Origin of the sequence: Thermodesulfobacterium hveragerdense DSM 12571, assembly GCF_000423845.1 — a bacterium.
Lineage (GTDB): Bacteria > Desulfobacterota > Thermodesulfobacteria > Thermodesulfobacteriales > Thermodesulfobacteriaceae > Thermodesulfobacterium > Thermodesulfobacterium hveragerdense.
Window position 1 is genome coordinate 1 of record NZ_AUIT01000015.1, and the last position, 14,105, is coordinate 14,105.

Annotated in this window: 12 protein-coding genes, 2 tRNA genes, 1 other RNA gene, 1 pseudogene and 1 riboswitch; of the genes and pseudogenes, 12 read left to right on the plus strand and 4 right to left on the minus strand. The window is 38.6% G+C overall.

The annotated features are described in order from the left end of the window. From G580_RS10205 to G580_RS10210, 7 genes and pseudogenes are all read left to right on the plus strand, one after another. A pseudogene (locus G580_RS10205) lies at window positions 1-305 on the plus strand (IS256 family transposase); the annotation flags it as partial. Window positions 306-582: 277 nt separating this feature from the next. Then, the gene (locus G580_RS0105995) at window positions 583-1,032 is read left to right on the plus strand and encodes a hotdog fold thioesterase (protein WP_051173166.1); all 450 of its coding nucleotides are present in this window, start codon (window positions 583-585) and stop codon (window positions 1,030-1,032) included. A gap of 18 nt (window positions 1,033-1,050) precedes the next feature. Next, window positions 1,051-1,148: signal recognition particle sRNA small type (ffs, locus tag G580_RS11310), an RNA gene on the plus strand. A 19-nt stretch (window positions 1,149-1,167) separates the two neighbouring features. Next, window positions 1,168-1,260, plus strand: a tRNA-Sec gene (locus G580_RS0106000). Window positions 1,261-1,376: 116 nt separating this feature from the next. After that, window positions 1,377-2,717 carry a M48 family metalloprotease gene (locus G580_RS0106005; protein WP_169357092.1) on the plus strand — a complete coding sequence of 447 codons (1,341 nt, stop codon included), beginning with the start codon at window positions 1,377-1,379 and terminating at the stop codon, window positions 2,715-2,717. 11 nt (window positions 2,718-2,728) lie between these two features. After that, entirely contained in the window at window positions 2,729-2,998 is a 270-nt protein-coding gene (locus tag G580_RS0106010) for a hypothetical protein (protein ID WP_051173168.1), read from the plus strand. Between the two features lie 5 nt (window positions 2,999-3,003). Further along, on the plus strand, window positions 3,004-3,804 hold the full coding sequence (locus tag G580_RS10210; RefSeq protein WP_051173170.1) for an ATP-grasp domain-containing protein: 801 nt from the start codon (window positions 3,004-3,006) through the stop codon (window positions 3,802-3,804). A 16-nt stretch (window positions 3,805-3,820) separates the two neighbouring features. On the opposite strand, the gene rpe is transcribed toward G580_RS10210, so the two are convergent. The 4 genes from rpe to G580_RS0106035 form a co-directional block, all read right to left on the minus strand. Next, window positions 3,821-4,477 carry a ribulose-phosphate 3-epimerase gene (rpe, locus tag G580_RS0106020; RefSeq protein WP_028841439.1) on the minus strand — a complete coding sequence of 219 codons (657 nt, stop codon included), beginning with the start codon at window positions 4,475-4,477 and terminating at the stop codon, window positions 3,821-3,823. Between the two features lie 13 nt (window positions 4,478-4,490). Next, window positions 4,491-6,236 carry a hypothetical protein gene (locus tag G580_RS0106025; RefSeq protein ID WP_028841440.1) on the minus strand — a complete coding sequence of 582 codons (1,746 nt, stop codon included), beginning with the start codon at window positions 6,234-6,236 and terminating at the stop codon, window positions 4,491-4,493. 31 nt (window positions 6,237-6,267) lie between these two features. Continuing rightward, a complete protein-coding gene (gene metE / locus G580_RS0106030) occupies window positions 6,268-8,523 on the minus strand; it encodes a 5-methyltetrahydropteroyltriglutamate--homocysteine S-methyltransferase (RefSeq protein ID WP_028841441.1) in 2,256 nt (751 codons plus the stop codon). Between the two features lie 114 nt (window positions 8,524-8,637). Continuing rightward, window positions 8,638-8,914, minus strand: a riboswitch (cobalamin riboswitch). Window positions 8,915-9,253: 339 nt separating this feature from the next. Beyond that, window positions 9,254-9,327, minus strand: a tRNA-Arg gene (locus G580_RS0106035). Window positions 9,328-9,419: 92 nt separating this feature from the next. On the opposite strand from G580_RS0106035, the gene G580_RS0106040 reads away from it, so the two are divergent. Genes G580_RS0106040 through G580_RS0106060 form a run of 5 tightly spaced genes read left to right on the plus strand, consistent with a single transcriptional unit; the run spans window position 9,420 to window position 14,102 of the window. Beyond that, window positions 9,420-10,193, plus strand: a complete 774-nt coding sequence (locus tag G580_RS0106040; RefSeq protein WP_028841442.1) for an LbetaH domain-containing protein — start codon at window positions 9,420-9,422, stop codon at window positions 10,191-10,193. A 13-nt stretch (window positions 10,194-10,206) separates the two neighbouring features. Beyond that, window positions 10,207-11,070 carry a peptidylprolyl isomerase gene (locus G580_RS0106045; protein ID WP_028841443.1) on the plus strand — a complete coding sequence of 288 codons (864 nt, stop codon included), beginning with the start codon at window positions 10,207-10,209 and terminating at the stop codon, window positions 11,068-11,070. Window positions 11,071-11,096: 26 nt separating this feature from the next. Continuing rightward, window positions 11,097-11,705, plus strand: a complete 609-nt coding sequence (locus tag G580_RS10215) for a ribonuclease H-like domain-containing protein (protein ID WP_051173173.1) — start codon at window positions 11,097-11,099, stop codon at window positions 11,703-11,705. After that, the gene (locus tag G580_RS0106055) at window positions 11,677-13,164 is read left to right on the plus strand and encodes a DegQ family serine endoprotease (protein ID WP_028841444.1); all 1,488 of its coding nucleotides are present in this window, start codon (window positions 11,677-11,679) and stop codon (window positions 13,162-13,164) included. Before G580_RS10215 ends, G580_RS0106055 begins: the two co-directional genes overlap by 29 nt. A 5-nt stretch (window positions 13,165-13,169) precedes the next feature. After that, on the plus strand, window positions 13,170-14,102 hold the full coding sequence (locus G580_RS0106060; protein ID WP_028841445.1) for a SurA N-terminal domain-containing protein: 933 nt from the start codon (window positions 13,170-13,172) through the stop codon (window positions 14,100-14,102). Window positions 14,103-14,105 lie beyond the last annotated feature (3 nt).

The following is a 14,105-nucleotide window of genomic DNA, read 5'->3' on the forward strand; positions in this document are numbered from 1 at the left end:
ATATAAAGGGACTTTTGAAAAAGAAGGAGCATTATTTTGTTTATAAGAAATATCCTGAGGGGGTGAGGAGGTATATATACACGACGAATGTGGTTGAGAATATAAATAGCAGGATAGAGCTGATAAGGGTAAATACAGGGGGATATTTTCAATCAATCAAGACAGCAGAGGTTGCGATATACATAACAGTAAGTCGGATTCAGAAAACGAGATGGCAAAAACCACTTCCTTTAATTAAGTCTGCTTTATACGAATTGAGGCAAATGTTTGTAAAGAGATTTTATAAGGAGACACAATTCTCTTGACAAGTGTCATTTCCTCTTCTAAGGCCTTTTTATCCATACTTGCCTCCGATTGTAAGGCTTGTTTATTTTATGTATAAAATATTTTAAAAACATTGGTTTTAAAATCAATAGGAATAACCCGGAAAATTCAAAATACAGGCTTAACCCGTATAGCCTTTCGATTAAGTAAAAGTTGGGGCGGTTTAAAAAGGTTTGACAAAAGGTTTAATGAGTTTAAAGTTAGGGAAGAAGGGGGTTGTTAGTAGAGTAAAAATTCAACAAAATAGAGGGTAAAAAGATGGAAGCTTCAAGAAAAGAACAGGTATGGAACATCGCCAAGTTTATGAGAGACCATGATAAGGTTGCCGTTTGGTTAGGGGTAGATTTGATTGAGGTAGACCTTGGGTATGCGTTAATAGGAATGAAGGTTAGAGAAGACATGCTTAATGCAGCTGGAGTGTGTCAGGGTGGGGCTATTTTTTCTTTGGCAGATTTTGCTTTTGCCGTTGCTTCAAATTCTCACGGAAAGTTAGCTTTAGCTATTTCTTCTTCCATCTATTTTTCCTCTGCTGCTAAGTTAGGAGAGTATCTTTATGCTGAGGCTAAGGAAAGAAGTCTTACTAAAAGGACAGGACTTTATGAGGTAAAGGTTTTTGAGAAAGAAACAGGGAGGTTGGTTGCGCTTTTTGCCGGGCAGGTTTATCGGAAAGAGATGGACTTAAGGGGTTTAATATCTGAAAAAATGTAGTATATTTTAAACTAAGGCTATTGGGGCCTGTGCAACGGATCCTGGTGAACCCCGCCAGGCCCGAAAGGGAGCAACGGTAGCCAGGCTCTCCGGGTGCCGCAGGTACCCAATAGCCCCTTTTTTGAGTTAAAATCAGGAGGCGTGAGGGGGCTGGTGCCTCTCCCGGGCTTCAAACCCGGTGCACCCCCAAAAGGGGTGGGTGGGTTCAATTCCCATACGCCTCCGCCAAAAAACCTTTATAAAATAAAATGTCCTTTTTCTTTAAGACAAAACTGCATCTTCTAATTTTATTTTTAATTTTTCTTCTGGTGTTTCCTTCACAGACAGTTCGAGCCATTATTTCTTTGGAAGAGGAAGAAAAAATCAGTAAAGACGTTTTGGCTGAGCTTGTCAAAGAAGTCGAGTTTATAGATGATTTAGAGTTAAACCTATATATCAACACCATAGGAGAGGTTCTTAAAAAACAGGGCTTAACCTTTTCTCCGTTTGAATTCAAGTTTTTTTTGATTAATGAGCCCAGTTTTAATGCTTTTTCTGTGCCTGGAGGATATATTTTTATTAACTCTGGTATTTTTAACAGTATCGAGTTTGAAGACGAACTTGCCGGGATTATGGCACACGAAATGGCCCATAACCTATGTCGCCACATTGCAAGAAGGATAGAAGATATAAAAAAGATGCAGGTATTGGTTACGGCAGCCACGTTAGCAGGCCTGCTTCTTGGTGGTGAAAAAGCTGCAGCTCTAAACATAGCCTCAGCGGCTATCGCTCAAACCAAACTTCTTGCCTATAGTCGGGCTGACGAAGAGGAGGCTGATAGAACAGGTTTTCACATCATAACCAAAGCTAACTATAACCCTTGGGGTATGGCAACGGTTATGGAAAGACTTTCTAAACAAGGTAATTTAGCCATAGAGCTTGAGTATAAATATCTTTTAACCCATCCGTTACCTCAAGAAAGGGTGGCCTATCTTATCAGCCTTGCTGAGAGGTATACCTCTGATCGATCTCCGAGGTCTTTGGTTGCCCAAGATCCAGATTATTTTAAAAGACTGGTTATCAGAGCTCAGGTCCTTTCTAAAAAGAAAGATCTGGCATCTTGGATAACCAACCTGAGGGCAGTCCTCAAAGAAAAGAACGACCCTTGGATAAGATACACCTTAGCTTTAGCGCTAAAGGAACAAAGGTATTTTAAAGAGGCCCTGGTTGAGCTGGTTAAGGCCCTGCAGGAGCTTCCTTTTAAAACCTATTTTCTCTTAGACTTAGCCGAAATATATTTAGCCTCAGGAGAACCTGAGCAAGCCTTAAAGATTTTAAACCAAATCTCTCCTTCTACCTCTTCTAAACCATATGAAGGGATATATCTTGCAAAATTAGAGTATCTTAGGGCTTTAGCCTTAACAGAAACAGGGGAGCCTCAACAGGCTTATGGCATTATGCAAAAACTTTTAAACCTGCAGGCTCTTAGTTATGACCCATACTTTTTTTATAACTTGGGTAAGGTTGCCTCTCAACTTAACAAGATGGGTGAGGCCCATTTTTATTTTGGTAAACATTACCAGCTTAAAGGAGATCTAAAGCCAGCCATTTATCACTACGAAAAAGCCCTTTCTTTTTTACCTAAAACAGATAAAATGTATTTAGAGGCTGAAAAAAACATAGCTCAAATAAAAAACAAAAAGTAAGAGGGTGGTTGATGGCAGAAAATTTGTCTTCTATCAGAAAGCACAGTATCAAGATTAAAAAGCCGTTTAAGATCTTATACAGGGAAAAAATAGTCTGCCCTAACTATCAAAACAGTGAAGATTTCTATGAGGTGATTGAAAATGCAACCATCTTTGTCTATTACCTGCAAAACGAAGACGGGAGTTTAGAGGCGATAGAAGAAGAAATTGAGGTGTTAGGCCCGGTTAAGTTTTTCTGTGCTAACTGTAATACCGAACTTACTCAATTGAGAAATAAATAAAATTTATGCGTCCCTACTATATCATTTTAAGCTCTCAAGCCTTTAGAAAACATTTTTCTGAACTAAAAGAAGGAGACCTTGTGGGGATAAGACTACCGTTAAAAAAGGAAGAACATGGTCTTATCGTAGACCTTATATACCGAAAAGTAGAGGCTTTTCCTTCTTTTTTAAGCCAGCTTTTATGCAGTTCTAAAACCCTTCAGGCTGAGGTTTTAAGAGAGTTCATGCCACCCTTTACTTTTGTAATCAGGGATAAAACTTCTCTTCTTGCCAGCTTAGCTAAACTTTCTCGCGAGGAAGGATTTACCAAGTTTGTCACCAAAGAGGATCAGGCAAACTGCGGTTTAGGGGTAAAACTGTGGAATTCTTTGGAAGAAATTTTTAACGTAGCAGGCACTCAGGTTTTACCTTTCCCTTTTGTGTTACAACCCTTTTTTCCTAACATCCGGGACATCCGGGTTATTGTTTTAGGGAATCTTTACGTAGAAGCCTATGAAAGAAAGAATGAACTTAATTTTAGAAAAAACATTTTTTGGGGAGGTATTGCAGTCCCTTATCAACTTTCTGATGATGAGCTCTCCTTTTGTCAAAAAGTAATGGAAAGAGGAAAATTCCCGTACGCTCACCTTGATCTTATTTATATATACGGAGAGGGACCTTATCTTTCAGAGATCAACCTTAAAGGTGGAATTAAAGGAGCTAAGGTTTCTACGGAGGAATATAACAAAATCATCGACACCATCCATCAAGAATTTTATAAAAACTGGGAAAAAACCTATAATCCGGTTCTTTACCTTATGCCTTAGGGCCTCATAAAAATCTCTATTTAGAGAGCTCAGTTCTAAGGGTTTTCATAAAGCTTTTATAGTCTTTAGCTCCAAAAAAGGCTGACCCCATGACTAAGATATCTGCCCCGGCGTTAGCTATCTCTTTTGCGTTTTCAAGCTTTACTCCTCCGTCAACCTCTAACAGGGTATTTATTCCCTTTTCTTTTATCAGAGTTTTGGCTTTTTTAATTTTTTCCAGGCAAAAGGGAATAAACTTTTGCCCTCCAAAACCTGGGTTTACCGACATTATAAGAAGTAGGTCTAAATCTTCTAAAATGTCTTCTATCAGAGAAAGAGGGGTTGCAGGGTTTAGGGCTACTCCAGCTTTAGCCCCTGCCTCTTTAATCTGCCATACCGTGCGATGAAGGTGTATGGAGGCCTCAACATGAACTACCAGATAGTCTGCCCCAGCTTTTATAAAATCACTAACATAGCGTTCAGGAGACACGATCATCAAGTGTACGTCAAGAGGAAGGTTGGTGGAGGTTTTTACAGCCTCTACTACCAGGGGGCCTATGGTAATGTTTGGCACAAATTGACCATCCATAACATCTACATGGATAAGGTCTGCCCCTGCCTCTTCTGCCAGTTTTACCTCTTCTCCCAGTCTTTTAAAATCTGCCGACAAGATAGAAGGCGCTATTAAAACCATATTTCCTCCGGTGCTACAGAGTTTTTAGATTTTCTAATAAAAACTCCTTTACTACTCTTTCCCAGCTGAGTTTATTTTTGTATTCTTCGGCTTTTTTGGCAAGGTTTTCTCTTTCTTGCCGGTTTTTAGGTATTTTACCAAAAATTTCCTCTGCTTTGCTTGCCAAAACAAATTCTTCTAACCCAATTCTTTGTTCAGCAGTCAAGTTTTTTAGTCTGGATAAACTGAATTTTTCACCTGCTGAAATAAAATCAATTCCATAAAAGGGTTTGAAATCTTTTTCAAAGTTTTTTTCAAGAAAGAAATATACCCCACAGGAGGTAGAAGGCACAGCAAGGCCACCAAAAGGAAGTACCTCGATGTGGGCTATACCAAAAGGTTCATAGATAGACATTCCCAGCTCAAGGTCAGAGGCAAGCCTTAAGTCTATGGTTTCTAAATCCTCTTTTTCCATAAAGGGACATTTATAGTTAGAAAAGCCTACTTGGTTGATAAAAAGAGCTTTTAAGTTTTTAGAGGTTTTGTTAAAAGTTTCTACCCAGCGGTAAACCTCTATTTCATATCCGATAAGGTCAGGCCATCCTTCTCTATGTTCAAACGGCCAGGGATATGACTTTACCATTTTTTCTACTTCATGAAGAGGCCTCCCCTGAGCTACTAAAGAAGAAAGTAAGATGTAAACTCCCTTAAACTTGTTTTTAACAAAAAGTTCGTCTAAGTAGTTCAAAAGGACAAGGTCTCTCCAGATACCTTTACTCTTAACTAAACGACAAACATGGGTAATCAAAAGGTCTGGGACAAAACCATAATAACAACTCAGCCATTTACCTATCTTCTCTTTAGATATCTCTTTTCTGTCGAAATCTATATGGTCTGACGAAACCCCGTTGTAAACCAATTTTACCTTTTTCTTTTCTGTGCTTGGACATAGAAAAAGATATTCTTCTACCACCCAATCACCAACCGCAAACACAGAGTCAACCCTTTGTGCAAGCTTAACCAGAGGGGTTCTATACCAGTCATCTTGAGGCCCAAAGACATTTTCTAAAGAAAGATTTTCCTCTTTAGCTTTTTTAAGGATGTTATAAAAACTTATGTCTCCACCACCTAAGTTTTCTACTAACCTTCTTACCGGTGCTACCTCATGAGCATAAAAAATCCTTTTGTGTTTTTGAGGATGATAATTGGGATGAAGTCCTAAACTTAGCAGGGCTGGCATACCCATGTATTCATGCCCAAAAAACACAAATTCCTTAGCGGATGGAAAAAGAAGGTTTATTAAATCTAAAAAAGGTAGCCCAATCCTAAAATACTGTTCATAATCCCAGTCTGCTTCATAACGGTCTGAAGCCAAACCAAATTTTTCCCAGAAAAGATACTTATAAAAGTTGAGAACCTCTTTTTTTATATGGTTTATATCTACAAGAAGTATGTCTACGGTGGCTTTATTTTTAGGGTTTAGCTCATTAACCACCCTCCTCTTCCCATAAACCACATCTATGTTATATTTTTCCAAAATAGGATTAAAGTGTATTCCAAAATGTCCTGTATCGTAGTTATCTTTGCTACTATAAAAAACTATTCCATCTTTTCCCAAACGGCTGCTTGGAGAACCCAGATATTCGAAAAGTGGACCGTAAAGAAGGGTTTTATCAAAGTATGAGAGGTAGGAAGGAGAGGTGCACAGGTTGTTTATCACCTCTCCTATCCCTCCTATTTTATATAAGGCTTCATGGGTTATGTGAACAGCTACCCGCATCAACTTTTAGCATACCACAAAAACCCTAAAATTAAACTTCTTGTCTTAGTTCTTGAGCTACCTCTGCCATGTTTTTAAGGGCAGGTATTACCTCTTCCCATTTTCTGGTCTTTAAACCACAGTCTGGGTTTATCCATAAGAGTTCTTTGGGAAGGATTTTTAAGGCTCTTTTGACGATTGTTTTCATTTCTTCTTTATCTGGTATGGCTGGAGAATGGATGTCATAAACTCCAAGGCCTACTTGTCTATCCCACCCTGAGAAGGTTTCAAAGGCTTCGATGATTTCTCCTTTGCTTCTTGAGGCTTCTATAGAAATGACGTCAAAATCCATTGCAGCGATGTAGGAGATGATTTCGTTAAACTCTGAATAGCACATATGGGTATGGATTTGAGTTTCTGGAAGGGCCTTAGCACACAGTCTAAAAGCCTTTACCGCCCAGTTAAAGTAGGTATCCCACTCCTTTCTTTTAATAGGAGCACCTTCTCTAAAGGCTGGTTCGTCTATCTGGATAATTTTAATCCCAGCCTTTTCTAAGTCTTTAACCTCATCAAGCAAAGCAAGGGCTATTTGATAGGCTATCTGTTCTTTCGGTAGGTCTTCGCGGTAGTAACTCCAGTTTAGGATGGTAACCGGACCAGTAAGCATTCCTTTTACTGGTTTTTGGGTAAGGCTTTGAGCATAGGTAATTTCTTCTAAAGTCATAGGCGCTTTTCTCCATACATCTCCATAGATGATAGGAGGACGATAAACCCTTGACCCATATGAAAGTACCCATCCTTGCTTGGTAGTAACGATACCTTCTAATTTTTGGGCAAAAAATTCTACCATGTCAGTTCTTTCAAACTCTCCATGGACCAAAACATCAAGCCCAAGCGCTTCCTGTAGTTTAATAACCTCGACTATTTTTTGCCGGATAAAATCTTTATACTCATCGAGGCTTATTTCTCCTTTGTTAAACTTAGCACGCATCCCCCTTACCTCTTCTGTTTGTGGGAAAGACCCTATGGTAGTTGTAGGGAAAATAGGAAGGTTAAGGCTTTGTTGTTGGAGTTTTATCCTTTCCTGATAGGGAAGGTCTCGGGTAAAGTCTTGTTCTGTAAGATTAGAAATCCTGGCTTTTACCTCCTCGTTTTGACCAAAAGAGACCTGTAGTTTGTCTTTAAAGTCAGCTATCAAATCTAAGGCCCCTAAGTCTCCTTCTAAACCTTTTTTTAAAAGGTTTAACTCTGTTAATTTTTCTTCAGCAAAGGCAAGTTTATTCTTAAGTTCTATAGGTAGGTGGTCTTCTCCTTCTAAAGAAACCGGAAGATGAAACAGCGGACAAGAGTTGGTTATCACTAAATTTTGATTGATCTTCAAGAGAAATCCTATTTCTCTAAGTTTAGCTTCTAAATTAGCCCTCCACACCTGTCTTCCATTAATAATACCAGCTATAAGTACCTTGTCCTCTGGGAACCCAAGTTGTTTTAGGTTGTTAAAGTTTTCTGAATTAGACACCAGGTCCAATCCTAAACCTTTAACCGGTAAATCTATAAAAGCCTGGTAATCAGAAACACTGTCATAGTAGGTTAAAACCCAAAGGTCTGTAAAACCTGAAAGATTTTCGTAAACCTTTTTAACCAACTTCCATTCCCAAGGTTCTAAATCCATCACTAACGCAGGTTCCTCAATCAAAACTGCTTGGGGTTTAACCTCCTTAAGAGTCTTAAGGATTTCTTGATAAACCGGGACAAGACTTTCTAAAATTTCTTCAAAAACTTTAGGATTGGTGATTTTTTCTACGGTTATCCCTTCTGAAGAAGTTTTAATCAGTTTGGCTAATTTTAGAAAGGTAAAGGGACCTACTAACTTAGGAAGGGTGTTAATCCCAAAATTGTGATAAAAAAGAAAGTCTTTAAGCGGGAAGTTTTCAAAAAGGGAAAAAGCTTTGGTTTCTATCTCTGGGACAAAATAATGGTAGTTAGTGTTAAACCATTTGGTAAGCTCAAAGGCTTGTTTGCCTTTAGCCATTTTAAAATAAGTTTTTAGCCCCTGATAGGGTTGAAACCTACTTGGGATAGCACCCACCATAATGGCAGTATCGAGGATAAAGTCGTATAGAGAAACTTCGTTTGAAGGGAAAAGGTCTACGTTTTTTTGATAGATTTTAGCTCTCTCTAATTTTAGGTCTTTAATCCCTTGATAAAAGGCTTCCTCTTCAAGGGCTCCTTTCCAAAAGTTTTCAAGCAATTGTTTAAATTCCCTTTTTTTTCCTAACTTGGGAAAACCATAGGCCAAAGTTTGCATAATCATCCCTCCTGCAATTTTGATGTTTAGAGATTTAAGAACCTCTGTTAGACAAAGATAAAAAGAGATAAAATGATTTTAAGGTGGTGTTTTAGCCATAGGTATACCCCCCTCGAGGTTTTTAGAGGCTGGATAGGTCTTCCGGCTTCCGGATCAACCTACTTGCCGCACCTTCCCAGTGTCTTTCGGCACCAGTGGTCTGTCGGCTAAAGGCTGTTTATATCAAGCCTTTAGCCCAAGGAAGGAAGCCTCTTTTCGGGAAATCCCTACTTGGGACCTCCTTCCCCAGAGGTCAGGTAGACCTCCAAGCGGCTTTCGTCCCCGGTCACGGCTGCGGGGCAGCGGGGGATTTTCACCCCTCTTCCCTTACATCCAGCCTGCTTTCCCTAACTTTTTACCACAGCCTGGTTTTATGTCAATAACTTATGGTTACCCTAATTTGCCGATAGAAATTTATATTCTTTCATGTTTTCCCTATTTTCCAATCTGTCTAAACGATTTATAAATAATTTTATGTCTTTACCTGGTTCAAACAGAGGTTATAGCGCCTGGCAATACTTTAACCTATCCTTCTTATGCTTATCGGTTGAGGCCATATATGGGGGTTAAAGAGAATAGAGAACAATATTTTTTAGGTCAAGAGGAATCGTTTATAGAATGAAGTTGTTGGTAGAAAATGGAGAAGGTTTTGTTTAGTTTAAAATGAAAGATTTTTGAAAGATAAAAAAAGCGCCCCCGGAGGGACTCGAACCCCCAACCTACGGCTTAGAAGGCCGCTGCTCTATCCTGTTGAGCTACAGGGGCACTTAATCAAAGTGAACTTGTCTACAGGTTAAATTTTAATCAAATTTTTTGTTTTGACAAGTCTTTTTTTTAGGTTTATAATTATTTCTAATATGATTAAATTAGTAGACTTTTTTGAAGGTTTAGAAAAAGAAAAGATAGTTTCTATTTTTGAGACTGATTTGCCCTGGGATGCCTTAAAAAATCTGAAGTCCTTTTTAAACGATATAGTCCCTCCTCTTCCTAAAAAGATTCTTTTAAGATGTCCTTTGCCAGAAACTGTATTGCTTACCGGAGAAGGAGAGGTCATTCCTTTGAAAGAACTGGAATTTAGAGAAGAAGGATATTATTTTAAAGGGGAAAGGGTAGAAGGGGCTATCCTTATGGCAGGAGCGTTTTTTGGTAGCGAGAAGATCTTTTTTGAAAAAGGGGTAAAAGTTGAGCCTTTTGCGATGATAGAAGGTCCTGCCTATTTTTCGCAAAACACAGAAATTCGGCAAGGGGCTTATGTAAGGGGTAGTCTGTATACCGGGGTTGGTTGTGTGGTAGGTCATACCACCGAGGTAAAAAATTCTATCTTTTTAGCTCAAGCTAAGGCTGCTCATTTTGCTTATGTAGGAGATAGCATACTTGGGGCGCAGGTTAACCTTGGGGCAGGAACCAAGCTGGCTAATCTAAAGTTTAACAAAAAAGAAATAGTGTTAAACATAGAGGGAGAGACCATAAAGACAGGACTCAGGAAGTTTGGGGCGGTTTTAGGAGATGGTTGCCAGACAGGTTGTAATTCGGTCTTACAACCAGGGACTGTTTTAGGCAAATCTTCTTTTGTCTTCCCTGGACGGGTGGCTGGTCCTGGCTTTTTTGGCCCTTTTACTAAAATAAAATAATCGGAGGTTTTAAATGAAAAAAGGTTGGTTAGTGGGGTTTTTAGTTTGGATGTTTATCTTTGGAATACAAGCGGTTTATGGAGCAGAACTTAAGGTTTTGGCAGAGGTTGGCCCATATAAGCTTTATGAAGAAGAGGTCGAGAAGATTCTTAACCAGGACCCTCAGGTTCAGGAGATTCTTAAGTCTTCTCCAGAGGCTAAAGAGAAGATTAAAAAGACGTTGATAGATAAATGGATAACCTTAAGTTTATTAGGGTTGGCTGCTAAAGAAGAAGGTATAGATAAGCTTCCTGAGGTTCAAAGGGATTTAATCAACATAGAAAAACAAATACTTGCTCAAAAATACCTTAAAACCAAGCTCGAAGGTATCAAAATAACCGAAGAAGAGTTAAAAGAATATTATCAGAAACATAAGGATAAATATGTAGAACCTGAGGCGGTTGAGCTTAGGCATATTTTGTTTTCTCTTCCTTCAAATGCCAAGAAAGAAGAGGTGGAGAAAGTGCTTAAAAAGGCTAATCAAATTAGGGCGCAGGTGCTTAAAGGCACCAAGTTTGAAGAGTTAGCTAAAATCTATTCAGAAGATCCTAATTCTAAGGAAAAAGGAGGAAGCTTAGGGATAATTAAAAGAGGAGAGACAGACCCTCAGTTTGAAGCCAAGATCTTTAGCCTTAAGCCTGGAGAAGTAAGTCATCCTATGAGGTCAAACTATGGATATCATCTCATAAAAGTAGAAAAGAAGATCCCTGCAAAGGCCTTAACTTTTGAGCAAGCTAAAAAGCAGGTAGAGTATGATTTAAGGGAGGAAAAGGAAGAGGCTTTGATGAAAGACCTGATAGAAAAGCTTTCTCAAAAATATACTCCTAAGGTGTATTAAGACACAAGCTTTTAAAGGGAAAGAAGATGGTAGATCTTAAAGGTGTAGAAAGTTTAAATTTGGTAGACCTGTGCTTTCTTTGCGCCAAAAATACCACCTCTTTGTTGTTTTTAGACATAGAAACAGAAGGTCTATCTAAGGAAAAAAACGACATCACCCTTATAGGGGTCTATACTCAGGGGAAATATTTGCCCTTTATTAAAGGTTTAAACTTAGAGCGTTCCCTTTCCCTTCTAAAGGTTTCTCCTGTCTGGGTTACCTTTGGTGGGGAGAGGTTTGATCTTCCGTTTATCAGAAAACGTTTTCCTGAAGTTTCGATGCCGGTAGTTCATTTAGACCTTTATGTAGTCTCTAAATTGGTGGGGTTAAACGGAGGGCTTAAGAAGATAGAAAAAGCTATAGGGATAGCAAGAGAGACAGAGGGTATGAATGGGTATGACGCGGTAAAGCTTTGGCAAAGATGGGTGGAAGCAAAAGACAAAAAGGCTCTAAAAAAACTTATCTTCTATAATAAAGAGGATGTGGTAAATTTAAAGAAAGTGTTCGATTATGTAGTTAATAAACTTGCTGAGCAAAGAAAAGAAGGGCAAAAAGGAGGAGAGATAGATGAGGTTAGACCTTCAGCGGTATTTTAAACAGTATAAAGTTATCTTTCTTATTTTATTTTGTTTTGCCTTAGGGTTTGCCAGCAAGACTTTTTTGGAAAAAAGTAGTTTTAAATCAAAGCTTATCGCTCAGGATGGAAAGGTAGTCAACCAAGAAAGTTTGAACTTAGCTCTTAAGCTTTCTGAGGCTTTTTCTTACTTAGCAGAAAAAGCGGCTCCGGCTGTGGTTTACATAGAAACAGAAAGGACGGTTGCAGCAACTCCTTTTCCCTTTGACTTTTTTAGAGATCCCTTCTTTAGAAACTTTCCGTCTTTACCAAGATATAAAGAAAGAGGTGCAGGTTCAGGTTTTATCGTTTCTTCTGACGGGTATATCGTAACCAACAATCATGTAATTCAGCAAGCTCAGAGGATTACAGTAAAACTTCTTGATGGCAGAACTTTTCCTGCAGAAAAGATAGGAGCAGACCCTTTATCTGACGTGGCACTGCTTAAAATTAACGCCAAGAATCTTCCAACGCTTTCTTTTGGTGATTCAGACCTTATTAAAACAGGTGAATGGGTCATAGCTATCGGAAACCCATTTGGTCTTACCCACACCATAACTGTAGGCGTTATAAGTGCTAAAAGCAGAAGTGGCATAGGAATTTCCGATGTAGAGGATTTTATCCAGACAGATGCAGCGATTAATCCTGGTAACTCAGGTGGTCCACTTATCAATCTTAAAGGAGAAGTTATTGGCATGAATACTGCTATTTTCAGCCGTTCTGGCGGATACATGGGGATAGGGTTTGCTATTCCAAGTAACATAGTAAAAACTGTGGTAGAACAACTTAAGTCTAAAGGAAAGGTCGAAAGAGGTTTTTTAGGAGTTACCATTCAAGATTTAACTCCTAATCTTGCCAAGGTGCTTGGGGTTAAAAATGTTACCGAAGGTGCAGTAATAACAGAGGTAGTTCCAAACTCACCAGCCTATAAAGCAGGCTTAAAAGAAAAGGATGTTATTATAGGGTTTAACGGAAAGCCTGTGAAAAATGCTTCGGAGTTAAAAAGTTACATTTTAATTACCAAACCTGGAACAGAGGTTGTGCTTGACGTTGTGAGAGGAAATCGGGTTGAAAAGATTAAAGTAGTGGTAGGATCTCCTCCAGAGAATGCTATTCTTTCAAGGGCAGAGGTTGAAGAAGCTCAAGAAATTTTAGAACAGTTAGGGTTTGACGTAGAAGAACTTACCCCAGCTCTTGCCAAAAGATTAGGGTTAAAACAAACCAAAGGAGTAGTGATTACCGAGGTTATTCCTGAGTCTCCGGCTGATCACGCCAACCTCACCCCAGGGATGGTTATCGACGAGGTAAACGGAGTTAAAGTTTCCAATCTTAAAGACTTTATCGCAGGCCTTAAAAAAGCCGCTCAATCTAAAACGGTTTTGCTGGGGATAAAGGTAAACGGAGGAAGAAGGTTCGTTTCTCTAAGTCTTGAGGGGATGTAACAGCTATGAAAAAGGTTTTATTGAAGAACTTGTTTGTTAGTTTTGTTTTAATGCTTTTTTTCGGGGCCTCTCTTCAGGCTGCAACCAAAATAAATCAGATAGTAGCGGTTGTAGGAGAGGAGTTTTTGACTTTGTATGAGCTTGAGGAACTTTGTGCACCGATTTATCAGAGGTTTATAAAATCAGAAATGCCTTTAGAGGAAAAAGAAAAAATAAAAGAGGAGATCAGAAAGAGGGTTTTAAACGAATGGATAGAGGATACGTTGGTAGGTTTAGAGGCTAAAAAATACGGTTTTAAGGTAGAAGACGAAGAGTTGGAGGCCTATTTAAAAGAAGAGATTAAAGCCGCAGGAGGAGAAGATAACTTTAAACAAACGTTGAAAGAAAAAGGCTTAACCTTAGAAGAATATAAGAAGAAGGTCAAAGAAAATCTTCTTAAGATTAAGCTTGTCCAGTTTATGTTAAAGGAAAAGGTGGTGGTTACGGATGATGAGTTAAAGCCACTTTATGCCGAAGAAATCAAAAAATACGATAAATCTTTCAGGTACTGGCTTTCTGTTCTTATCACCAAGGAAGAACCTCTGGCTAACACCGTGTATGAAGAATCTATTAAAGGAAAACCTTTGGAAGAGTTGATAAAAGGCCTTCCTAAGGAAAAAGTAAGCTTTTTTAATGAAAGTTTTAAAGAGGAAGACCTCGATCCAAAGATTTTAGAAAAGGTTAAAGAGTTAAATCCTGGGGAGTTGTCAAAACCTTTTAAGGTTGGAGAAAATTTTTATCTTATTAAATTGAGCAAAAAAGGGGAAAACGAGCCTCCTTCTTTTGAGGAGTTAAAGCCAAAACTTAAACAAAAACTTTTTGAAGAAAAAGCTCAAAAGTTCATCGAAAATTGGATTAAAGAGCTAAAAGAAAAAAGGTATGTAAAGATTTATCTTTAATTC